Source organism: Pseudoalteromonas sp. S1650 (assembly GCF_005887195.1).
GTDB classification, from domain to species: Bacteria; Pseudomonadota; Gammaproteobacteria; order Enterobacterales; family Alteromonadaceae; genus Pseudoalteromonas; species Pseudoalteromonas simplex.
The window spans coordinates 42,388-65,897 of the sequence record NZ_PNDF01000081.1; the positions used below are offsets into that span (position 1 = coordinate 42,388).

At 42.3% G+C, this 23,510-nt stretch carries 14 protein-coding genes and 1 pseudogene; 3 read left to right on the forward strand and 12 right to left on the reverse strand.

The window, feature by feature from the left end:
• Nucleotides 1-2: 2 nt before the first annotated feature.
• The 8 genes and pseudogenes from CWB80_RS19580 to CWB80_RS19610 all read right to left on the reverse strand — a co-directional run bounded on the left by CWB80_RS19580 (nucleotide 3) and on the right by CWB80_RS19610 (nucleotide 8,961).
• Nucleotides 3-650, reverse strand: a complete 648-nt coding sequence (locus CWB80_RS19580; protein WP_138600139.1) for a tetratricopeptide repeat protein — start codon at nucleotides 648-650, stop codon at nucleotides 3-5.
• A 20-nt stretch (nucleotides 651-670) separates the two neighbouring features.
• Entirely contained in the window at nucleotides 671-1,447 is a 777-nt protein-coding gene (locus tag CWB80_RS19585; RefSeq protein WP_054563176.1) for an SDR family oxidoreductase, read from the reverse strand.
• Nucleotides 1,444-2,133, reverse strand: a complete 690-nt coding sequence (locus tag CWB80_RS22750) for an iron-containing redox enzyme family protein (protein ID WP_212751211.1) — start codon at nucleotides 2,131-2,133, stop codon at nucleotides 1,444-1,446. The genes CWB80_RS19585 and CWB80_RS22750 overlap by 4 nt, the downstream gene beginning before the upstream one ends.
• Nucleotides 2,134-2,145: 12 nt before the next feature.
• A pseudogene (locus CWB80_RS19590) lies at nucleotides 2,146-3,603 on the reverse strand (AMP-binding protein); the annotation flags it as partial.
• Complete coding sequence (locus tag CWB80_RS19595; RefSeq protein ID WP_138600138.1) at nucleotides 3,600-4,241, reverse strand: thermostable hemolysin; 642 nt, start codon at nucleotides 4,239-4,241, stop codon at nucleotides 3,600-3,602. The pseudogene CWB80_RS19590 and the gene CWB80_RS19595, both read right to left, overlap by 4 nt.
• Before the next feature lie 186 nt (nucleotides 4,242-4,427).
• Nucleotides 4,428-6,587, reverse strand: coding sequence for a S46 family peptidase (locus tag CWB80_RS19600; RefSeq protein ID WP_138600137.1), 2,160 nt, complete (start codon nucleotides 6,585-6,587; stop codon nucleotides 4,428-4,430).
• A gap of 146 nt (nucleotides 6,588-6,733) precedes the next feature.
• The gene (gene folE2 / locus CWB80_RS19605; RefSeq protein ID WP_138600136.1) at nucleotides 6,734-7,618 is read right to left on the reverse strand and encodes a GTP cyclohydrolase FolE2; all 885 of its coding nucleotides are present in this window, start codon (nucleotides 7,616-7,618) and stop codon (nucleotides 6,734-6,736) included.
• 11 nt (nucleotides 7,619-7,629) lie between these two features.
• Entirely contained in the window at nucleotides 7,630-8,961 is a 1,332-nt protein-coding gene (locus CWB80_RS19610) for a dihydroorotase (RefSeq protein ID WP_138600135.1), read from the reverse strand.
• A gap of 431 nt (nucleotides 8,962-9,392) precedes the next feature.
• Between CWB80_RS19610 and CWB80_RS19615 the strand changes: the two genes are divergently transcribed.
• Entirely contained in the window at nucleotides 9,393-11,558 is a 2,166-nt protein-coding gene (locus CWB80_RS19615; protein WP_138600134.1) for a M3 family metallopeptidase, read from the forward strand.
• Nucleotides 11,559-11,938: 380 nt separating this feature from the next.
• Here the strand turns inward: CWB80_RS19615 and CWB80_RS19620 are convergent, their stop codons facing one another.
• Nucleotides 11,939-15,943 (reverse strand): rhombosortase-dependent M36 family metallopeptidase, encoded by a 4,005-nt coding sequence (locus CWB80_RS19620; RefSeq protein WP_138600133.1) that lies wholly within the window; start codon nucleotides 15,941-15,943, stop codon nucleotides 11,939-11,941.
• Nucleotides 15,944-16,070: 127 nt separating this feature from the next.
• On the opposite strand from CWB80_RS19620, the gene CWB80_RS19625 reads away from it, so the two are divergent.
• Nucleotides 16,071-16,565: a serine protease external chaperone gene (locus CWB80_RS19625; RefSeq protein ID WP_138600132.1), complete on the forward strand. Its 495-nt coding sequence runs from the start codon at nucleotides 16,071-16,073 to the stop codon at nucleotides 16,563-16,565.
• Nucleotides 16,566-16,821: 256 nt separating this feature from the next.
• On the opposite strand, the gene CWB80_RS19630 is transcribed toward CWB80_RS19625, so the two are convergent.
• The gene (locus tag CWB80_RS19630; protein ID WP_138600131.1) at nucleotides 16,822-17,523 is read right to left on the reverse strand and encodes a M15 family metallopeptidase; all 702 of its coding nucleotides are present in this window, start codon (nucleotides 17,521-17,523) and stop codon (nucleotides 16,822-16,824) included.
• A gap of 52 nt (nucleotides 17,524-17,575) precedes the next feature.
• Nucleotides 17,576-19,201, reverse strand: coding sequence for a sensor domain-containing diguanylate cyclase (locus CWB80_RS19635; protein ID WP_235373207.1), 1,626 nt, complete (start codon nucleotides 19,199-19,201; stop codon nucleotides 17,576-17,578).
• A gap of 195 nt (nucleotides 19,202-19,396) precedes the next feature.
• On the opposite strand from CWB80_RS19635, the gene CWB80_RS19640 reads away from it, so the two are divergent.
• Complete coding sequence (locus tag CWB80_RS19640) at nucleotides 19,397-20,584, forward strand: acyltransferase family protein (protein WP_138600129.1); 1,188 nt, start codon at nucleotides 19,397-19,399, stop codon at nucleotides 20,582-20,584.
• Between the two features lie 50 nt (nucleotides 20,585-20,634).
• On the opposite strand, the gene CWB80_RS19645 is transcribed toward CWB80_RS19640, so the two are convergent.
• The gene (locus CWB80_RS19645; protein WP_138600128.1) at nucleotides 20,635-23,508 is read right to left on the reverse strand and encodes an FAD-binding and (Fe-S)-binding domain-containing protein; all 2,874 of its coding nucleotides are present in this window, start codon (nucleotides 23,506-23,508) and stop codon (nucleotides 20,635-20,637) included.
• Between the last annotated feature and the right edge of the window lie 2 nt (nucleotides 23,509-23,510).

Below are 23,510 nucleotides of genomic sequence, written 5' to 3' on the forward strand. Positions count from 1 at the left end.
GTTTATCTCTTTATTTTTTTCTCGACCTTAGCCAATAGCTTAGTAATTTCTTGTTGGCGGTAAAGATCTGCTTTTGGTCTATCAGGGCGTGCTGGCGCTTGCTGTGCAACCAATAAAAACTCTCTAGCTGATTTATACTTGCGCTCGTCATATAGGAATGACGCATATAAATAGTTGCTATCGATACCACGTGGGTTTAATTCAAGCGCTTGCTTAAACAATTTTTTCGCTTCATCGTCATCACCAAACCCAATTGGCCAACCAGGTACTTTACCGTATAAGGTTGCAAGGCTCGTGTATGCTGAGCCATCAAGCGCTTTTTGATCTAGGCTTAGCGCTTTTTCAAATTGTGCTTTCGCATCTTTTGCAAGACCTAGCGCGCCTAAACCTCCTTTCGCCCCCGCATAGCTCGATAGCACAATACCGTACCAAATATGGCTGGCTGCTTGCTGGTCGTTCGCTTTTGTAAACTCTGCGGTTTCGCTCGCTAATTTTTCGAATGCATCTAACTGCGCATCGTCAACTAATTCGTAATTAACCACTGCCCACTGTTTTTGCACCGAACTTAAATCGCTATTAAAGTCGGCTTTTGCAGGCGCAGCCATGATAACACCTAACATCATTAGGGCTTTAAAATTTAGTTTAGTCATAATCATTCACCTTAATCAATTTAGTTGGCAAAAAAACTTTTAATTTTAGGAAGTTGTTTTGCTATTGCGTTATCAACGAGTGATGGAAATGCACCGTTAATACGGGCAAATAATGTTTCTGGAAAACCAATAAAACGACGACGTTTTTTTGATTTAATTAAATCTATTAATGCATCAGCCACTTTTTCTGGCGGATCCATGGTGTTACCCAGCTCTTTGTTCATCGCGCGTACTTGCGGCGAATTAATCGCGGTATCGGTGGCACGAGGCGCTAAATACAATACTTTGACATCGCTGTGGCTGAGCTCTCTGGCAAGGGCTTCGGTCATCCCTCTTAGGCCAAACTTGCTAGCGCAGTACAAGGTTTGATATGGATAACCAATGCTGCCAAACGACGAACCAATATTGACAATCGTGCCTTTATTGCGGGTCACTTGTGGTAAAAACAGCTGACATAATTTAATAGGCACATGCAGATTAATATTTAACAGGTGATCAATTTGCTGCTCGCTAATTTCACTAAACCCCTGCATTACATTAACGCCTGCGTTATTGATTAGTAACGTTGCCCCGCCAATTTGCTGAGCAAACTTAGCAAGGTCATCGCGAGATTCACTGTTACTTAGGTCAGCCTGAAAATACTCAGCATCATTGCCACATTCCAATTGCAGTGCAGCAAGTTGCTTCACATTTCGACCAACAAGTAATAAACGCCAACCTTCTTTTGCAAGGCGAAGGGCAATAGCACGGCCAATCCCCCCTGTTGCACCGGTTAGCACACAAACTGGGCTACTCATGCGCTTTGCTCCAAGTCAGCCTCGCTAAAGAAAGGTTCTGAATCGAGGTCACGGAAAATATTGCCGTACAATTTATAAAAACATTTTGCGGCGTGAATGATGGCTTGCTGGTCGTCCTCGTTATCAATTTTGTTCATGAGGTTTTCGAAAAACTTCACATGCTCAATATCCAGTGCACCGTGCGAAGTAAGGTAGGTAAACGCCTTTTTAGGTAAGCCTACAGCCTCACGAATTTGCCCTGCTGCATTATCGGCTAATGCAATCGAAGTACCTTCAAGCACATGAACCATGCCAAAGAATGCTAATGGGTTTCCGCGATTAATTGCATCATAGGCATACGACACCATTAATTCGGTCGAAAACTGTGGACGAGAATGACGCACTTGCTCTTTATCAAAACCACAGGCTGCAATATCGTTTAGCACCCATTCTTGGTGGCCTAACTCTTCTTCGATGTATTCTGCAACAGCTTCGCGCAGCCACTCTTGTTTATCGCTCAGCTTTGCACCGACTGCCATCAACAGTGGTACTGTGTGCTTAACATGGTGATAAGCTTGCGTTAAGAACGATGCATATTCACTTAGGCTTACTTCACCTTTAAAAACGCGGCCAATAACCGGCGCAGCTAAAAGGTAGTCACGCTCTGTTTGTGTTTCGGCTTGTAATGTATTGAAAAATTGACTCATGCTCGTCGCCTCTTGATAAAGTGCAGAGATCTCTGCAGCAAAAAATTGATTGATAACATCGCGTTTTGGGCGACTATTGCAGGTTAATAAACCTTGCGTGTGGCTCATAGGCTCTGCCATTCGATGCCATTTTCTGATTTGTGCGTATTCGGGTAGTTGCGCGTTTTGTGCCGTGATATGTGCAGCAAGTTCAGCGTCATTCATCGCTTGGTTTGCATAGATAAGCGCAGCTAAAAATGCCTGGCCTTCGCCAATCACCACCGCTTGTTGTATCTGGCCGTGGCTAAGTAATAACGACTCTGGCCATTCGGCGCTGATATTGCGCCCAAAGCTGGTGATCAGCTGATTTTTCAAGCGGCCTTGTATAATCAAGCGACCTGCTTGCTCAGTAACGAGATCGCCGGTTGCATACCAATCGTCAGCATTTTGCGCGGCTTGACCTAAGTACCCCAAAAACAATGAACCCTTGATATAAAGCTGGCCATTTTCAATTTTGTATTGAATGTGCTTAAGTACTCGCCCTGCGGTGCCGATGTCATCATCATCGCGAGTGTTTAAGCTCACTACCGATGACGATTCAGACAAACCATAGCCTTGATAAACCGGTAAACCGAACTCACGGGCTTGCTTAATGAGCGCTTGGCTTACAACAGCACCACCTACTGCAATAAACTTTAAGCTTTTAGGTGCTTGCCAACCTTGCTTTGCGAAAGCCACTAAGCAAGTCAGTAGTTCAGGCACTAAAATAAGGGTATTTGGCTCAGTGCGCTCAATTGCGGCTATTAATTTGTGTGGCTCAAGTAACTGTGCACCAGAAAAACCAAGTTCAGCTAAAGGCACTAAATTAACCGTGCCACCAGCTAATAGCGGCGCATAAACACCGGCTAAATTCTCAAGCAAAACCGGTAGCGGCAGTAAACACAAATGGTTTGGCTTTTCTAAATCAATGCTTTGATAAAGTGATGTTGCCACCTGCAATTGACTCTCAAGCGATAAACACACGCCTTTCGGTGTGCCTGTTGAGCCAGACGTAAAGGTAATCTTTTGCGTGTTTGAAAAATATGGCACAGGCTGTGTATTACTCAATTGGTAAACATATAAAGGGTAATGCTTACATACATCTACTAACGCCACTAATTTAGCATGCTCACCTTCGTAAGCACGGTCACATACAAATAGCCCTGCTCCGCTATTTTGCAAACCAAACGCTACTTGCTGAGCCGTAAAAAACGTTGGTAGCGGAATAGCCACTCTTTTAAGCTCGCTAAGCGCAGCTTCTAATACACACCAAGCAGGTGTGTTATCTAATTGATAAGCCACACCTTGGGCATCAAATTCTACCAAAGTAGGTAGTAAACGAGTTACTTGCTCAGTAAATTCTTGTTTAGTTAGTGAGCGCACACCATCGCTTTTGTGGCAAACCATTAAGGTATCGCTATCTTTATGTGGTAACTGTGTTAACCAACTCATAACGCCTCCAAAAATACAGCAAGCTCAAGCGATGACTGTAAACACTGCTGTTTGATATTGAATAAAACGGGGGTATTTAAAACACGTTGATGAGCTTCGTTTAGGTCAACCACACAAATGGTTGGTTGATTGTCGTAATAGCTACCCCAGCTTGCTGGATCTTGAAGTGCTTGCGCATTTGCAACACCGATTTCTTTGCAATTTACACCCAGCATTTTTAATAGCGCTCTCACTTTACGGGTTGCACAAAACACTAAATATTTTGCCCCTGCTTGATAGAGTGCTTCGTTCATTAAAACAAAATGTGCCAAGGTGGCTTTTCGATGCGTTGAGCATAAATTACCTAGCTCAAAAATGTGCTCACGCTTGGCACCGACAAAGTGCTCAATAGACGCAGGGAGGTATTGTTCAATAAACAAAGGTTGTGATGCAGAGCGAAGACCTAACGTACATACTTCATCATCAACATTAAGCTCACACAGTAGCGGCATGAACTGCGAAATTTTCGCATCATAAGCTGCAGCAAAACCTTGCTTGATATTACTCTCAAGGCGGTCACGGAATTGACCTCCTTCACGAGAGCAAACAAAAGCCGGCTCTTGAACTTGAGTTTGATGTGATTGTTGAACTGAAAGCATAATTGTTCGCTCCACTTAGATTATGTGTAAAATTTATCGAGCGAAACTTAAATAAAACTTAAGAAAAATTAATTTTTATAAATTTTTTTCAACCTCATGATATTTAATGCTTTTATTTTTATAAAAAACAAAAATGCCAGTCTGCTAGACTGGCATTTTAATGCTAAAATTAACGTTAAACTTAGATTACTTAACGATAGTCATCTCTTTAAGTAGGTTTTGAGCATTATCAACTTTATCCATTACCCACAACATGTATCGTGAATCAACGTGAATTGAGCGATTTAAGTTCTCATCGTAATCCCAATCACCAATAATGCTTTCGTAAACACCATCAAATAATAAACCAACGAGCTCAGCATTACCGTTTAACGTTGGAGAGCCTGAGTTACCACCTGTGGTATCTACGTTCGATAAAAAGTTAACCGGAACAGTATTCATACCGCCGGTATAATCGCCATAAAGCTTTTGCTTAATTAACTCGTTTTGTTTCTCTGGTGAGTTGAATGGTTCAACACCGGTGTTTTTAGCAAGTAGTCCTTCTAACGATGTAAAGGGGGTTGCCACTAAGCCATCTTGCGGTGAATAGCCGCCTACCGTACCGTAAGTTACACGCAGGGTGCTGTTAGCGTCTGCATAAACAGGCTTATTAAGTGCCTTGTTATAAGCAATGATTGCTTCCATTAATGCAGGGCGAGCAGCTTGCTGTTTACCAGCCAGTTCTTTTTTCGCATCTTCAATATCTTTTGTGACCGCAAAGATTGCATGCGCATACTGAATAAATGGATCGCTACTTTGCTTTAACTGAGCAAGGTCAAGATCTGCCATCCATAAACGTTTGCTTTCATCTGCAAGAACCGATTTAGCATACATATCATCAAGCATGGCTTGCTGTTTTTGTTTATCAAAACCGTTTGTTAGACCCAGTGCTTTATCTACCTCTGCAACTCGCTCGTCTTTAGGTAAAGCAGCATATTGCTCAATAAAGTACAGTAAAATAGCTTTATCTACGGCTTCATCATAGCGACGGCTCATGCTTTTTAAACGAGACTCGATACGTGGCATATCACGCTCTTGATAACCGCTTTCACGCTCAGCATCTGGCTTTTGTTTTTCGTAAGCTAAACGGTATAAACGTCGAGCAGTTGAGATCATTTGTGAGCGGTGTACGTAACCTAACATGCGGTCGCGCTGGTTATGCTCTTGCGACTGAGCAACTAGCGCAGATAAATCAGCAAGTACATGTCCGTATTTAGCTTTGCGCTTACTATCTTCGTTGATCCACGCAGTGAGATCTTTTTCGAATTGTTGCTTACGGCTATACATTGACCCTTTATTGAAACTCTCAATCATTGAGCCATAGTTTTTAATGTAGTTGTTGTAGCCCGCAATCGTGCTTTCATAAGCGATACGTGCCTCTGAACCTTCAGGCGCATTTTCTTCAATTAACGAGACATATTTAGAGTTATATTTACGCGCTAATGGGTAAGCTGTGTTAAACACGTAATCAACTTCAGGCGAAATACGGTAACGGTTTGTGCTGCCAGGGTAACCGGTAACCATCACAAAATCGCCTTCTTGAACGCCTTTAGCGCTTACTTTTAAAAACGCATCACTTTGGTACGGCACGTTATCTTCTGAATATTCAGCTGGCTTGCCATCTTTGCCAACATACGCGCGATAGAACGAGAAATCACCTGTGTGGCGCGGCCACATCCAGTTATCTATATCACCGCCGTATTTACCGACGCCCATAGCAGGTGCATACGCTAAACGTACATCTTTAATTTCTAGCGATTTAATAAGGTAATACTCAAGACCACCGTGGAAAGTATACACATTACAGCGGTAGCTTTGGTCTTGCTCACACTCACTAACAAGTGCTTTTTCATTTGCTTGAATAGCATCAAAACGTGCTTTACCGGTTAGCTTTTCAGTACCTTGGTTTACTTTATCAGTTACTTCAACCACTTCCTCGGTTACATAAACACGAGAACCCGGCGCAGCTGGAACCTCTTCGCCTGTTGTTTTAGCTAAAAAGCCATTTTCTAAAATATTATTCTCGGTGGTCGAGTTATATTGAATCGAACCATAGGCACAGTGATGGTTAGTTACAACTAAGCCTTTTGGTGAAACAAACGAAGCAGTACATCCACCAAGGCTAATTACCGCGTTCATCGGGAACTCAGTTAATTTTGAAATTGACTCTACATCAATGCTCAAGCCTTTCGCTTTTAACACTGATTCAAGCTCTGGTAACTGGTGAGGCTGCCACATGCCTTCGTCGGCAACAGCAACATTTGCTACAGCGAGACCCACTGCAGCAGCAATAAATTTAAAACGCATAGTCGTCCTTTATATTATTATGTTTATCATTTTTAGCGCTCGTATCATTATCATTGTGAAAATGAATAGCAATATTTTGCGACCGCTAATGTCAAAATTTGTAAACCATTTTAGGTTCATGAGCCTAACACTTAGACTCATGAGTCTTAATATTTAGATTCATGAACCACGGCATTATGGCCATGTAAGCTTTCTTGGTGTTCAACCTTAAATTGGTAATCAGCAATACCCGGCATGGCTTCGAAACACTGCTTTAATCGCCTTGCTGCATCTTCGCAAAACAGTAAGTTTTTTGCGTTAAGGGCGGCAAATGCTTGCTCATCTTCACGCTTTACGGCGGTTTGTACAGGGGTGCCTATGGCTTGCTCACATACTGTGATAAAGCCGCCAATATCAGGTAGCTTCTCACTACTAAAAGTGACATCAATATAAGCGTAAGAGCGCTGGCTATGAGGAGTTGCAATTGAGCCCTGTTCACTTGCAAGCCAATTGAGTAAAGAGGCTTTATCTATATGCTCATCACTAAATTGCTTATCGACTGCTTCGCTCAAAAGCTGCCTCGATAATGCCGCTGAACACGGGCAGGTACTGCTGTAGGCTATATCAGCTTTTAAGTTGATAGCCATCGACTGCTTCTTAGTTATCGTTAAAACAACAGGGTAAGCATTGTATCCGGAATTGTCGCTAAGGAGTGCTGGTTTTAGCTCGGGTAAATCAAAATGCAGCACCAGTTTTGCGCCTTTACTTAAGCCTTTTTGTGATGCTAAAACGGCTTCCATAAACTCGTTAATACGCTTAGTCGATAAGCTTTGATTAGCCAATAGCTGATTAAGTAATAAATAAAGGCGCGACATATGAATGCCTTTAGCATCACTATCAAGGCTAACAAAAATATCGGCTTTGGCATTCAGGTGCACATCAACATGAGGTTGTGCAAGTTTCAAAGGCAATGCTATTTTTTCCATGCCAACCCATTTTAAAGGCGACTGAAAATCTACATTAGAGTGCGAGGTAATATCGGGTAATTGCATATCAACTTCTTTTAACGATTGAATGTTAAGGCCTTAGCGGCCTGCTTGTGCGGGGTTACGTGCTGTCCATCAAAGACACACTCACCATTTATAAAGGTATGTGTTATTCGGTGTGAAAAAGTAGTGCCATTGAAAGGGGTCCATTGGCATAAGTAATGTGTGTTTGTGTGCTCAACGTGCTTTTCTGCGCTTGGGTCAACCAGGACTAAATCTGCAAAGTAACCTTCTCTGATAAACCCTCGATCTTCGATAGCAAATCGCTTTGCCACGTTATGCGCTGTTTTTTCAACGACTTGCTCTAGGCTCAACGCACCACGTTTTACCTGCTCAAGTAACGATAGTAATGCATGCTCGACGAGCGGGAGGCCAGCTGGTGCAGCGCTGTATTGTTGCTGCTTTTCTTGCCAAGTATGAGGTGCATGATCGGTGGCAATAATATCAATGCGACCATCGCGTACTGCTGCGAGTAGCGCTTGGCGATCTTGCTCAGATTTTATGGCAGGGTTACATTTAATTTGATTGCCATAGTGTGTGTAATCATCTTGGTTAAACCACAAATGATGCACACAAGCTTCGGCGGTTATGTGTTTTTGCTCTATAGGTGCGTTACTAAATAGCTCTAGCTCTTTTGCTGTTGTAAGGTGTAAAACATGCAGCTGCGAGCCATAGCGTTTTGCCAGCGATACGGCGTACGATGATGATGCGTAACACGCTAACTCATCACGAATTAACGGGTGATGTTCTATTCGTAACTCACCATAGCGTTTTTCTATTCGGCGCTGGTTTTGTTGAATAACCTCCCCTTGCTCGCAATGGGTTGCAATGAGTACTGGGCTTTCCCGAAAAATGGCCTCTAGAGCATGTGGGTGTTCAACCAGTAAATCACCTGTTGATGCTCCCATAAACACTTTAACGCCGCATACATTTTTAGCATCAAGAGCTTTAATTTCATCAAGGTTGTCTGGGGTTGCGCCAAAGTAAAACGCATAATTCGCAGCGCTCGTTTGCGCCGCTATCGCGTATTTATCTGCAAGTGCTTTTGCCGTGGTAGTCGAAGGTGAGACATTGGACATTTCCATAAAACTTGTAATGCCACCGGCCACTGCAGCGGCAGATTCACTGGCAATCGTGCCTTTGTGAGTAAGGCCTGGCTCTCTAAAATGAACTTGATCGTCGATCATGCCTGGTAATAGCAACAGACCGCTTGCATCAATTACCTCATCATTGGCCTTGGCACTGATATCTTTGGCAATTTCAGCGATTCGATTACCAACAATTCGTACATCGTTTAATTCGCGCTGTCCTTCATTAACAACGCAGGCGTGTTTGATTATGATAGCCATATGACTCCTTGCTTATTCAGCAACATTTGCAACTTATCGTAAAAAAATGCACTCCATGGCAAGATTGATTGCAGACTAAATCGTTACAATATAACATACCACAAAGTTTTTATTTGGACACTGTTATGAGTCAAAAAGATCAATTGGGTCGAGCTATTTAAGCTGTAAAGTTATAAGTGGCTTTCCGATCTTAGAGAATTTTAACGGCTTATCGCAGCCAATAATCACCTTATCGCAACGTATGAGGTCAATTGTAATAAGACACAGTATGCTGGGCTCATTGATCACATGGTGATACCTGCCTCATATAAGTGCTTTTTTAGCATCTTTTTGTAATCCGTTTTAACCGCTATGCAAATCAAGAGCTTATAAAACGTATGTGCAAGGTTATATCGACACAATTTAATTTTAAAAATGACAAGAGAAAAACTATGAAACACCTAATCGCAACCGCGATCAGTTCTGCGCTGTTACTCACAGCCTGTTCAGAACCGCAAACAACAACATCAACGCCTAAATCAGAGCAATCAGCGCCTGTTGCTGCAAATGAGCAAGCTAACCCACTGTTTGTGAAAAGCGTATTACAATACGAAACGCCTGATTTCAGTGCGATTAAAGATGAACATTTCATGCCGGCATTTAATAAAGGCATGTCTGAGCAAATGGCTGAAGTGCAAGCTATTATTAACAATCCAGCAAAGCCTGATTTTGCCAATACGATTGTTGCGCTTGAGAAAAGTGGTGAGCTATTAACACGCACACGCAGTATTTTTTATAACTTAGCGGGTACGGATTCAAACCCGGCACGTCGTGAATTACAAAAAGAGTTAGCGCCAAAACTAGCGGCTCATAACGACAACATTTTCTTAAATAAAGCACTTTTTGAGAAAGTAGCGGCTATTCACAGCGAAGCTGACAGCCTTGCCTTAACTGCTGAAGAAAAGCGTTTATTAGACGTTTACTACAAACGTTTTGTGCGTGCTGGTGCAAAATTAAGTGCAGAGCAAAAACAACAAATTCGTGATATCAATACAAAGCACTCGAGCTTAACAACTCAGTTCTCACAAAACTTATTAGCGCTGACTAAAACAAATGTTGTTTTAGTGGATGACAAAGCAGAGCTTGAGGGCTTACCAGCAGGTCAAATTGAGCAGCTTACCAATGCCGCTGCAGAAGCTGGCCATCCAGGCAAATACCTAATTAAGATCACAAACACCACGCGTCAGCCTATTCTGGCAACACTGAAAAACCGCGATTTACGTGAAAAAGTATGGCGTGCATCAGCTGAGCGTGCATTATCGGGCGAAAATAGTAACCGTGATATCGTGGCAGAACTTGCTCACTTACGTGCTCAAAAAGCGAAACTATTAGGTTACGATAGCTGGGCTGATTTTGGTTTAGAGTCGCAAATGGCGAAAAAACCACAAGCTGTATTTGATATGTTTGCGAGTATGATCCCTGCATTAATGCAGAACGTCAACGCTGAGGCCGCTGCAATTCAAGCTAAGATTGATGAGTCAGGTGAGCAATTCAAATTACAGCCATGGGATTGGTTATTCTACGCAGAGCAAGTGCGTAAAGATAAATACAACCTTGACGAAAATGCAGTGAAAGAATATTTCGAGTTCAACCGTGTTTTAGAAGACGGCGTATTCTTCACCATGAACCGTTTATACGGTATCACCTTTAAACCACGTAACGATATTCCGGTTTATCACCCGGATGTAAAAGCCTATGAGTTATTTGATGAAAATGGTAAAAGCTTAGCCATTTTCTTTGCTGACTACTTCGCGCGTGAAGGTAAACGTGGTGGTGCATGGATGACTTCTTTCGTTAAACAATCAGGCCTTAAAGAACAAAAGCCAGTTGTCGTAAACGTAATGAACATTCAAAAAGGCGCGAATGGCGAACCTACGCTTATCAGTTATGATGAAGCAACAACGATCTTCCACGAGCTAGGCCATGGCTTACACGGCATGTTCTCAAACGTGAAGTATCCTACTCTATCTGGCACCTCAGTATCACGTGACTTCGTTGAATTCCCATCAACATTTGAAGAAGATTGGGCAATGTATCCTGAAGTTATCGCTAACTATGCGAAACACCATAAAACTGGCGAGCCAATTCCTGATGAGCTACTGAAAAAAGTAATTCAATCACGTAGCTTCAACCAAGGTTTTGATACCCTAGAATACGTTGCTGCTGCACTACTTGATATGGAATGGCATTCACTCTCTGCTGATGCTCCTTTACAAGACATTGAAAAGTTTGAGCAACAAGCGCTTGCAAAACATGGTGTTGATGTAGCATTTGTACCACCTCGTTATAAGTCAGCCTTCTTCTCACACTCAATGGGCGGCGGTTATTCAGCGGGTTACTATGCTTATATGTGGAGTGAAATCTTAGCAGCAGACGCCTTTGCCTTTGTTCAAGAGCAAGGCGGTCTAAAACGTGAAATCGGTGATAAATACCGTAAAGAAATTTTAGAAGTCGGTAACTCACGTGACCTAATGGAATCGTACAAAGCATTCCGCGGTCAAGAGCCAGACACATCAGCATTATTAAAACGCCGCGGCCTAAAAGCAACCGTTCAATAGCTAAAAGCCTTAAACGGTAAGCTGAATCGTGGGGTTATCGAGTGTTTATAACCCCACAGCATTCAACCTGTTGACTCTCCACGTAGGTTGGGTAGAGCGCAGCGAAACCCAACATTAAGAAGCTGTCAGCCTTCAGCTATCAGCGGTCAGACGCGCGAAACAAGTTTCACGCCTACGAAAAGGTGCTAGGTTCTGGGCTCTAGGACGCGATGTAAAGTCGCTTGCTAACTTTACTCTCGCTAACTTTCCCCTCACTAACTTTCCCCTCACTAACTTTCCCCTCACTAACTTTCCCCTCGCTAACTTTACTCTCGCTAACTTAAAAACAAAAAAGCCCTTACAGCGAACTGTAAGGGCTTTGTTATCACTATTTAAAAGTCTTATTTACGTTTACGGCGACGGCCGATAAGCGCTAGTGGTGCAAGTAGTAGTGTTAAGAAACCAAAGCTACCGCTACTAGATTTCTTCTCTTCATTACTTTCTTCTTGTTCAGCTTCGTTAGTTACGGCAACAGTGAACTGCTCAGATACAGAGTCTGTACCATCGCTCACTGTTACTTCAAATACTAACTCGTCATCACTTGAGATAGCACCAGGCGTGAAGCCTAGAGTCGCAGTATCAGCACCTGTAAGTGTTGCAGTTGTGCCGCTTAGTTGCGTCCATGCATAGCTTAGTGTGTCATCACTGTTACGGTCTGACGCTGTTGCTGTTAATGTGCCTGAAGCTGACTCAGACACTGTCGCATCACCTGCTACCGAAAGTAATGGTAGTGCATTATCACAAGCGAATGTATCACCAGCAATCACATTTGAGAAGATTGGTGTCGTTACATTGCTAACAGTTACGTTATCAATCCACCAGCCAAAGCTACTAACGGCATTATCAGATGAAATACGGAAACGAAGCTTGGCACGGTTACCGTTTAGTTCAGTTCCGAAACGAATTGTTTCGTAGTTACCATACACATCGTTTTCATCAACATTGTTACCTGTGAAGGTATCGCGATCTTGTAGTGCTTGCGCGTCGTTTTCGATTAGAGGGCCATCGTAACCCACATCAAATGTACCACCCATTTCAGTAACATCAACCCAGTTACCGCCGTTTACGCTGATTTCTACAACACCACCATCCCACTCGTTTTCGATTAGGTAGAAGTGCCAGAATGAAACTTCAAAGTCACCCGCAAAACCGATATCAAACTCTCTTGATTCGATTGCAACATCAGACTGGAAGTCATTGTTATTTAGGTACATGGTTTGCTCGCCAAGACCAAACCCAAAGCTATCAAAAAATGGAACGTAACCACCTTTTGCCATGCTTTGCGTGCCAACGGCTAGGTCATCACCTGTCATTACGTTTTCTTTCCAGTCACGTAATGATGCACCTGCAATTTCCATATCGTCAGCAGTTTGTGAACTAACTGGTGCTTTATCTTCAAAGTCCATGTTCACAAGGTAAGATACTTTATCGGTTGCTGCTTCAACAATTTCGTCATCAGCAGACAGTTCAGGGAATGACACTTCGATTTCAAGTGTATCAGCAGTGCCTGCATCATTTAGCGTAAACGTGATAGGCGCGCTTGTTTGTGAAGCATACGGGTTTGTATCGTCGAATGTAATTAAACCATCATTTTCGAACGTTACATCGTGACCGCTAACAACTGTTAACTGTGCTTGTGTACCCGTTAGTACTTCACTACCTGTGTTCATGATGCTAACAGTTAATGTGCCTGTTTCACCTTTATCTAGCACGTTATCGTTTGAACAATAACCTAATTCAGCACCGTTGTAGTTTGCATTCATTGCCACATCTTTCAATGTGAAGCTAGCAAGTTTCATTTTGTCTGATTCAACAACACCGGTTAAATCTTCGCTGAAACGCTCTGGTGCTACAGCACCTAAGCCCATACCACGCTTAGCAAATGCACCTAAGATTAGTTTGTAATCTTCTGGGTCTACTGCGTACGCTGCAGCTAAGATAGCATCACGTGCTTCTGTGTATAGCGGAGCAACAGGAGTTAGCTTGTAACCAGCAACTAAGTAGTTAGCCATGCGGTTTTGTGCGTCTTCAAAGCCGTGCTCGTTGATAAGTGCTACATAGCTTTCCCAAAGCATAGTTGCCCAAATTTCACCTGCTGCGTGTGGTGAAGCAACACTTGTTGGTGCAATGCCTACATCAGCACCTTCATTTTCAGTAATGTGACGGAAAGACAGCGGGTTTACTTCCATATTAGTTGAATATGGAACACGACGGATACCGTAGTAGAAATCTTCTACGAAAGTACCGCTACCGTAGGCTTTTTGGAACTTGTCGTTACCTGGAATGTTAATGTCATCAGCTTTAGCAATGAACATAAGTGAGTGGAAATCACCCCAACCTTCGCCCATCGCACGGCCTTGGAAGTTAATAAGACCTGATGAGTTACCCACTAAACGGTTACTGATATAGTGACCCCATTCGTGAGCAATAATACCGTTATCTAGCGTACCGTCTTTTAACGTTGCTTTGTTGAACATGTTCACAGTAACAGTGTCGCCTGCAGCGATACCATCGTAAAGTGCGTGACCGTCAGCATAGTTCAGACCCATGTTAGGAATGATAACGGCATCATCTTCACCGCCCATCGGCGCTGGTTCATCTGTATCAGGGTTGTTGTTTACAACGATTGCACCAATTGCACCCGCTTCTTGAGCGTGTAGTACTTTTGCTGTGAAGTTACAAGAGCCACGATCAACTAGCGCAATTTTGCCAGCAAGTTCAGCTGCATTTGTTGCTGGTTGACAACCATCTGTTACGCTACCAGAATCGGCATCATCGCCATCAACTAGACGAACAACTTCGCCTGCGATATCAGCAAATTGCATTTGACCAAAGCCTGATACTTTAGAAGACTCTAGAAGACCAATTGATTCGTCAGATGTAACAACCACACCAAAATCTACACCCACTTTCGCATCTTTCGAGTTGTATAAATACATTTGCATGCGTGGGCTTGCACCGTCAGCAGGGGTTGCCATATTAGCGTTATTTAAACCGCTATTATCTTGCGCTTGCGCTTCGATAGGGTCGCCTTCTACACCACCACGGCCGTAGTTTGATACTTGCGCAACATTTGATGTTTCGTCAAAACCATGGTCATAGAAGAAATCGTGTAAGAAGTTGTTCATATAGAACAAGTTAACGATAGCTGCTTTACGGTTGTCGTAGCTGTTTGCTACTTGATCAACTTGATAAGGGTAGTCAAATGTGTAATCTGATGTGGTTTCAGCTGTGAAGTCACCTTCTGTAAAACCTTGTGGTGCGATAACATCAGCATAAGCAAATACGTTATTACCTGATGTTGTTGTAGCATCATCAGCAAGCCATGGATCCATCGTGCTTAATTTTTTGTAGTAAGACAAGCTTACAAGTGGCGCATCTAGGATTTCAGTTTCATCAATTTGATCTGGGCCATCAGCTGGGATCACGTCACCGTGTGGACCTTCCCACGGGTAACCATCTTCGTCAGCCCATACACGGTAGTTAAAGTCTGCCGCGTGTGCTTTTAAGTCTTTCTTGAAATAAACTTTGCTGTTTTGCGCGCCAATAACGTAGCTGAAGTAATCGCTTTCCAGGCTGTTTTTATCAGCAACTTCGACTTCAACATAGTATGCAGATTGCAGCTCACCCGCTACTTCAAAGAATACTTTCTTAGCACGTGGCTGACCTAATACAACTTTGTCACCACTTTGGTTAGACACAGTATATTTAACATAGTCGCCTTGCTCAGTTGACTTAGTTAACGACACATTGATATCAGCAAGTTCTTTAATTGCACGTTTAATGCTTTGCTCAGCACTTGTGAACTCACCTAGAGGAGCAACTGAACTCGTCACTTTATTTGCGAAATACCCAGAGCCAGCAACTAAATTATGCTCTTTGTCCATAATCAGGTTATATTCACGGTTGAAAACTTCAACGCCGAGTACTTTTTGCTTGTATTTAGCTGTGATTGAGCCAAGTTTTTGCTCAGATAAATCTGTTAATACAGCACTTGAAAAACCTTTTTTCGCAGTGCTAACACCCGTTAAGGCATTTAAATAAAAATCTGCAGCATAGGCATTACGTTGCTCAGGAAGCACCATCGCCATATCAGGTTTAGCTTGACCAACTGCTTTCCATAAGAACGTAGCTTTACCTAACTGCTCATCGAAAATTGATTTGTGACCCGAAACAGTTCTTCGCTCAGCTAATGCACGTTGTTGAGATACTTGGGGGTTGAATTGCACTTGTGAGCTAACGCTTGAAGTATTATAAAAACGAGTTTGTTCGCTTGCCTGTACTTGAGATGATGCCAAAATAGCCGTTACCATAGTAGCAACTGCTGTTACTTTAAATTGTGACATTATTTACGTTCCCTATTGTTATATTTTTATTTTCGGTTAACAATCATAACCAATTCCAATGTACCTAATAGAACAATTAAAAAACAGAATTAATTGTAAAAAAAAGTAACAAAAAAACAGGTGAGGTATGAAAAAAACACTTACAATACAATTCATTATATTGACTTTAGCTCTAATGACTGGCTGTCAAAAAAATGAAATAAGCGAGCAAGATACAGTACAACAACCAACAACCAGTTCACAAAAAGAACAAACTTCAGTTAAAGATGTTAAAAAATCAGTCGAAATCAACAAGCAAAAATTTACGAACGCTTTTAGTAATAATGGCGAAAAAATTACCTTTGATGCACCTACTTTAACCAAGGGCACAGAAGTCTTTAATCACGCAATGCAAGAGCGCGGCATTGCAACGGGTGCAATTTACTTAACGCTAAAAGAAAATAGCTTACCGGTAGAGCTTAGCAGTCAATATGCGCTGAAAAAAATGACCAACAAAAGCTATCGTTACCTTGCAGAAAAAGACACTGATTTATTAAAAGTGCAAAACGCTTTTAAACAAAATGCCAATGTCGATATTGTTGAAATTAAAGTTGATTATTCACCGGTAAAAGAGGTGATGTAGGTTGGGTAGAGCGCAGCGAAACCCAACGTGAAGAAGCTGTCAGCCTGTAGCAGCGGGTTTAGCCCGCGTCATGATGCGCTAGGTTCTAGAAGGAGCTGTCAGACGCGTGAAACAAGTTTCACGCCTACATCAAACCGTAGGCGTCATGCTTGCATGGCGTGTCTAACATTCAACGCCATTTAATCAAGCTAACTCAACATTCAAAAACAACACTTTCGGCTTAAAACTTACAGCTGAAAGCTTTAAGCTGTTTTACCTACTCCACCACAAAATCAAAATAGGTTGCGGGGTATGCTTGCGGTTTGTAAGTAAAATGCCACCATTCCATTGAATAAGGCGCAAAGCCGGCCTCAGTCATCAGGCTTTTTAATTTGTATCGATTGGCTTTTTGCTCTGCACTAATGCGTGGGTCGTCGGTGTTAGAAAGAGTGTCGAACATATCAAATGGTGAGCCCATATCGAGCTCTTCGCCTTTTGCATCAACTAAGGTTAAATCAATCGTTGAACCACGGCTGTGACCCGATTTAGCAGCGATGTAATCACCAAGCAGTTTGTCTTTGCCTAAGTTTGGATAAAACTCAGCTTTAGTGCGGGTATCTTCTAAATCGTTAACCCAACGTACAAAGTGATCAACAGCGCGCTGCGGGCGATAACAATCATATATTTTCAAGCTCAGGCCTTGGGTTTGCGCTGCTACTTGCACTTTTTTAAGGGCTGTAGCAGCACTGTTGTGCAATAAACATTTTGGCGCGTTGTAACCATCAACTGGTTTGCCAACAAAGTTGTGATGGCCAAAATAACGAATATCTAACACAGCATTAGGTAGCAAAGCACCAACATCCACAAATTCGCTACGTTTATCATCGCTTGAGTCTGCATAAACATTGCCTGTTAAAATAACAGCAATACTTAACAAGGAAATGGATTTAGTTAAACGAGTCAAAAAAGTGAATGCCATTTTGGTTTTCCATAAATAACTTAATAACGTTCACTATTGCACATTAAATAACTTATTCCAAGATTGGAGACTCAGAAATAGTTGCGAAATCTTGCCCATAACTTGCATTAACTACAGAACGATTGCGGCCCGTTTTTTTAGCCTGATATAAGGCTTGGTCAGCGAGCTTAAGTACTTCATCAATGTTCAGTTGCTCAATCGGCCAACCAGATATACCAATAGATACATTAATGCAGCCAACAGGGTCAATGTAGCTTTCAGATATCCGCATCCGCAAGCGTTCTGCAAGCTGATACGCCCGTTTGACCTCAACTCTTGGCATGATCACAATAAATTCTTCTCCACCAGTACGAGCAACAACGTCGCTATCACGAGTTACATCTAACAAAATTTTAGCAAGCGACTGCAATACCACATCACCAATATCATGCCCAAATTCGTCGTTTACCCGCTTAAAGTGATCAATATCGATTGCCAAAACTGCAAACGGGCAGCGCTGTGCAATAAAATGACTTAACTGCGCATCAAAGCTTCTACGGTTGTGTAACCCTGTTAGTGAGTCTGTCTGTGCTTCTTGACGTAACAAACCAATTTTACTGTGTAATAAACCAACTCCCTTTAACATTGCTTTTCTAAGCTCATTACTTTCAAAATACCATGAACGAATTAGCATTAACTCGCGTGTTGTGGTTGGCCTATCCAACGTATTTGCGGTTTCAGCAAGTTGCCTCAATGGGCTCGCTATTTTTCTAGCTAATACCCAAATTAATATTAAAGTGATGACACCCACAGGCGCCGTTTTTATGAAGACTTGCCACATTAAATTATCAAGCGGTGCTAATGTGTCTTCAAGGGGTCGTTGTGCAATGACTCCCCAAGGAGCAACGGTTAAAGGAGCAAAGCCAGCCAACATTTCAACCCCTTTGCTATTACTTAATAGTTCAGTTCCGGCTTGCCCTTTCAAAACAGCCTTGATCACAGGGTTTTCAAAAACTTGCTCCCCTATCCTTTTTGTATCAGGGTGATAAAGCAAGCGATGATTCTCATCAACAACATATAAATATGAACCATCGCGATAATAGTGAACTTGTAAAAGCTGGTTTAGAATGCTTGTGCGCTTCAAATATAATGTACCGCCGACATAGCCAATGAATTCACCTTGCTTATCAAATAAAGGCTGAGAAATAAAAATCAGCAAATTTCCCGCCATCGAAATATACGGTTCGCTGATCATCGGGGTTCGATAAGAAAGCGCAGCTTTAGTCCCAAAACTATCAACTTTGCGATTTTTAAGTTTTAAGGATTGCGGTGATACCCCTAAGATATCGCCTTGTTTATTAACAATAATGGTCGAGTTAAAACTGTTAGTTTGTAACCTCAATCGTTCTGCTTCAGCATTTATCAACCCTTGATTATTAAAGTCATTTTCAAGAATTTTACCTACATAAGCCAGTTGCTGCTGCGCCGCCAATAAAAAATTATCGGTGGCCGATACCAGTTTAGCTGCGTAAGCTTTGTGATTTTCAAGCGTTTTATCTATTAGTTGTTGCTTTTGAACTTGATAGCTCGAGTAATAACTGTTTAGAAAGGTGATTAGCGTTGCCGAAAACGCTAATAATAAAATTAAGCGGCGCAGATTTAAACCTGCCTTAAGACCATTAAGCACTGTAATTCTCACATCAAAGCCCAATGTCCATATCGGGTACATCTAATACATTTATACTAGCAATTTATCACTACAGCCTCTATAAAACTTTCGTCATAATTTGATTTAGCTCAATGATGATGCAATAAAATCAAAATTTATATTGACAAATAAACTTGCCCAAAAGGAATAATTTATTACAATAAAGAAAAAATATAGAAATTTTTCATGTTTAAACATAGTTCTGCGATCATCAATAAACTCCCTTCACATCGCCTGATGGCGTTAGATGTAATGCGCGGTTTGACTATTACCGCAATGATATTAGTGAATAACCCTGGCAGCTGGGGGGCTATGTATTGGCCTTTAAAGCATGCTGACTGGCATGGTTGGACACCTACCGATTTAATTTTTCCGTTTTTTATTTTTATCGTCGGCATGTCTATCACGCTTTCAGTAAATAGCCTGCGTGCTAAAGGGGTCAGTGATCAACACATACTAAAAGCAGGGGTTATTCGTACCATTAAACTCATTGCCCTCGGTTGGTTTTTAGCCTTGTTTTATTACAACTTTCGAGACCCTTCTTTTAGCTGGGTTGATGACAAGTTATTGCAGCTGCGCGTGTTAGGCGTGCTGCAACGTATCGGTTTGGTCTATTTAGTAGCTCTGTGTTGTTATCTTTATTTATCACCTAAGAAAATAGCCATAACTTGCATCACTCTTTTATTGTTTTACGGCGCTGCCATGCTTTATATCCCGTATACCTTGCCAAACGGCGAGGTAGTGAGTGGTTTATGGTTACATGGCAATAACTTAAGTGCCTTCATAGACAATACCGTACTTGGTAGTCAACACCTGTATTATGCCAATGCTAAGCCACTGCCATTTGACCCTGAAGGACTGTTCTCAACACTGCCTGCCATTGCAAGTGCGCTAAGCGGCATATTGGCTGCGGTTTATTTAACTAAGCAACCCGACCTTAAAAAACAAGCCCGTACACTTATCTTACTGGGCACATTAGCCGTTATTGCTGGCTATGCGATTGCACTAATAACACCTATCAATAAAGCCTTATGGACGCCGAGCTATGTGCTACTCAGCTCAGGGCTTGCAGCGATTTTCTATGCACTGTGCAGTGCTATTTTAGATATTTATAAGCTGCGTAGTTGGGGCGCTCCGTTTATTGTATTTGGTGCGAATGCGATATTATTTTTTATGTTTTCGGGCGTGTTTGCACGGCTATTAATTATGATCCCACTCGGCGATAGCAGTTTAAAAGGCAGTATTTATGGCTTAATACAATTAGTGTTCAGCAATGATCACCTCGCTTCATTTAGCTTTTCACTGCTGTTTTTAATGGTGTCTTATGGTGTGATGTACGGCTGCTACCGCAAAGGCATTTTTTGGAAAGTGTAAGCTTTAAAAAATAGATGAGCCAGTCAGCAACTGGCTCATCAAATTAGCAATTAAGCCTGTTTTATTGCATGGCTTTGCTGATCGAGTAGATACAAAATTGATTGATAACTAATGCCACTGTGTTCAGTTAAACCAATTTCGCAACTATGGCTATTAGACACGCCGCGATTACAATTTTTTGGTACTTGTTGTTTAAGGGTTTTTAACGCATTGCCATTGAGTTCTGGCAAGTTAAAGCCCTTATCACCTGCAAAACCACAACACTCAATATCAGCTGGAATAATCACCTCATTACTACATGCCTTGGCAAGTGATACTAGGTTTTGCTCTTTACCTAATCGCTTAGAACTACAAGTAACATGGAGCATCACGGGCTCATTTACGGGGGTTACCTGCAAATTAGGCAGTAAATGCTGGGCTGCAAAGTCAGCACTTTCATAAATTTTGAGTGCTGTATTTTGTGCGGCATTAAAAGTAGTAAGTGCACAAGGGCTGGCATCAAAAACAATGGGATATTGGCCATTATTTGAAAGCACCTCGAGCTCAGTAAGTAACTGCTCACTTTTATTTTTAGACTCTTCATTAAAGCCTTTGCTAGCAAATGGCATACCGCAACAAAGTGAATCTACTTGTTGCGGAAGTAGCACTTCATAGCCTGCTTTAGCTGCGAGTGAATAGATAACATCTAGCAGTGGGCGCTTATCATCGGCAAACTTATCGGGGGCAAAAATCCGGCTTGCGCAGCTTGGCATATACACCAACTTTTTCGTTTGTTGGAGCTGCTTGAATTGCTTATTAATTGGTTGCTCAGCTCTTGGCCATGCCGAGTAATACAGCGGTGTACCAAGCAACTTATTGGCAGGCTTGCTTAGGCTTCTTAGCTTACTGCTGCCGATTGCTTTTTCGAGCACCTGCATCACAGTTAAACCAAACCGTGTACCCGTAGCAACAACCGCAAAATGCTTGCTAGCAAAGCGTGATAATGATCGCGCAACTTTGTTCGATGAGGCTTGCTCTGCTCTGAGCGATTTTATAAATTCGCCCGTGTTTATTCCCACCGGGCATTTAAGGCCACAAAGGCCCGTTGCCGCGCATGAATCAATACCTAAGTATTTAAAGTCGGCCTCGATAACACTGAGCTTTTGATTTAACTTCTGCCTGCTTGCTAAATCTTCGGTTGTTAGCAATTGATTGTGTAACTCGGTGCGGTGTCGCCATAAAGTAATACGCTGCCTCGGTGTTAAGCTAAGCCCTTTTGACGGGCAAACAACTTCGCAAAAACCACATTCAATACAGGTATCGATAATATCATCACTTTTTGGCATGACTTTTAAATGCTGAGTGTGAGCATTTTTGTCGTGATTTATAATAACCCCAGGGTTAAGAATATTTTGTTTATCGAATAATGCTTTAAGCGCAACCATCACCGCAAAGCCATCGTCTCCCCATTCGGTGGCAACAAACGGTGCCATGTTACGCCCAGTACCATGCTCAGCTTTTAATGACCCTTTTAGTTCAACCGCCACTAAGTTCGCCACATCAGCCATAAATTGTTCGTATCGGCTTACTTGCTCTGGTGTATCGAAAGCTTGGGTGAATACAAAATGCAGATTTCCGGCAAGGGCATGCCCAAAAATAATGGCTTCATCATAACCATATTTGATAAATAATTGATGCAGCGCATTTACGCCCTCAGCTAATTTATCAAGAGCAAAGGCAACATCTTCAATAATCACAGTAGTGCCAGTTTCGCGCACTGCGCCAACCGCAGGAAAGGTGCCTTTGCGGATATTCCAAAGTGCCGTATTACGGGCGCTGTCTGCTGAAAACTCAATCGCTGCCAGTTGGCTTTGCTTAAACTCAGCAAGAAGTTGTTCGGTGACCTTAGTGAGCACATCGAGAGCCTGTGCATTTTCAGCTCTTAACTCGATTAACAGTGCCGCTGACTGCTCAGGGTAGCTGGCCACTTCTTTTGGCATTATGGCATGCTCAGATACCGACATCAGGGCACGTTTATCTAGCAGCTCAACGGCCGCAACATCAACTCCACTCAGCCTTTGCACCAGCTCACACACCTTGCTAATGTCATCAAAAATAAAGAAACCTGTGTGTTTGTACTTATGCTCAACCACGGTGTGGTAAGTGATATCGGCGATAAAAGCTAAGGTGCCTTCAGAGCCGATAATTAAGTGCTTAATGATTTCGATTGGATCAGAAAAATCCAGCAGTGCATTTAAACCATAACCCGTGGTATTTTTTAAACGGTATTTATGTGCGATGCGCTCACTCAAATCGGGGTTTTGCTTTACCCTATCAACAAGGCTCATTAGCTCATCAACCCAAAGACTATGGCTTTGTAAAAAGGCATTACAGCTTTGGCTATCAGCCGTATCTAGCACAGTGCCATCGGCAAAAATGAGGGTCATATCTTTTACTGTGTGATAGCTGTTTTGCGCCACCCCACAACACATGCCCGATGAATTATTTGCCGCCATTCCGGCTATTTTGCAGCTATTAATTGAAGCGGGATCAGGGCCAATTTTTTTACCAAACGGGGCTAATACTTGATTTACTCGAGCACCAATGATCGCCGGTTGTAAGCGTATTGCCTCGGCGTCATCAAGGATTTCAAACTTGCTCCAACTATCGCACAATAAAACTAATACCGAATCGGTAATTGCTTGCCCAGATAAACTCGTTCCGGCGGCGCGAAAAGTAATGGGAACCTGTTGCTCGTTGGCAGCAATGATCACTTGCCGGGCTTGATTTTGATTGCTCACTAATACAATTAACTCAGGGATTAATCGATAAAAGCTGGCGTCTGTTCCGTACGCATAACGGCGCGAGTAATCTTCTATTAATGCAGACTCTGGTAAAAAAGGTTTAATTTGCTGTTTAAATGCGTGCAATCGAGTTAAAGCCATCT

What these genes read in the sequence shown, in the direction of transcription:
- CWB80_RS22750 (WP_212751211.1), bottom strand. Translation starts at nt 2,133, where the DNA reads ATGAGTCAATTTTTCAATACATTACAAGCCGAAACACAAACAGAGCGT.
- folE2 (WP_138600136.1), bottom strand. Translation starts at nt 7,618, where the DNA reads ATGCAATTACCCGATATTACCTCGCACTCTAATGTAGATTTTCAGTCG.
- CWB80_RS19585 (WP_054563176.1), bottom strand. Translation starts at nt 1,447, where the DNA reads ATGAGTAGCCCAGTTTGTGTGCTAACCGGTGCAACAGGGGGGATTGGC.
- CWB80_RS19625 (WP_138600132.1), top strand. Translation starts at nt 16,071, where the DNA reads ATGAAAAAAACACTTACAATACAATTCATTATATTGACTTTAGCTCTA.
- CWB80_RS19610 (WP_138600135.1), bottom strand. Translation starts at nt 8,961, where the DNA reads ATGGCTATCATAATCAAACACGCCTGCGTTGTTAATGAAGGACAGCGC.
- CWB80_RS19595 (WP_138600138.1), bottom strand. Translation starts at nt 4,241, where the DNA reads ATGCTTTCAGTTCAACAATCACATCAAACTCAAGTTCAAGAGCCGGCT.
- CWB80_RS19615 (WP_138600134.1), top strand. Translation starts at nt 9,393, where the DNA reads ATGAAACACCTAATCGCAACCGCGATCAGTTCTGCGCTGTTACTCACA.
- CWB80_RS19645 (WP_138600128.1), bottom strand. Translation starts at nt 23,508, where the DNA reads ATGGCTTTAACTCGATTGCACGCATTTAAACAGCAAATTAAACCTTTT.
- CWB80_RS19580 (WP_138600139.1), bottom strand. Translation starts at nt 650, where the DNA reads ATGACTAAACTAAATTTTAAAGCCCTAATGATGTTAGGTGTTATCATG.
- CWB80_RS19620 (WP_138600133.1), bottom strand. Translation starts at nt 15,943, where the DNA reads ATGTCACAATTTAAAGTAACAGCAGTTGCTACTATGGTAACGGCTATT.
- CWB80_RS19630 (WP_138600131.1), bottom strand. Translation starts at nt 17,523, where the DNA reads ATGGCATTCACTTTTTTGACTCGTTTAACTAAATCCATTTCCTTGTTA.
- CWB80_RS19600 (WP_138600137.1), bottom strand. Translation starts at nt 6,587, where the DNA reads ATGCGTTTTAAATTTATTGCTGCTGCAGTGGGTCTCGCTGTAGCAAAT.
- CWB80_RS19640 (WP_138600129.1), top strand. Translation starts at nt 19,397, where the DNA reads ATGTTTAAACATAGTTCTGCGATCATCAATAAACTCCCTTCACATCGC.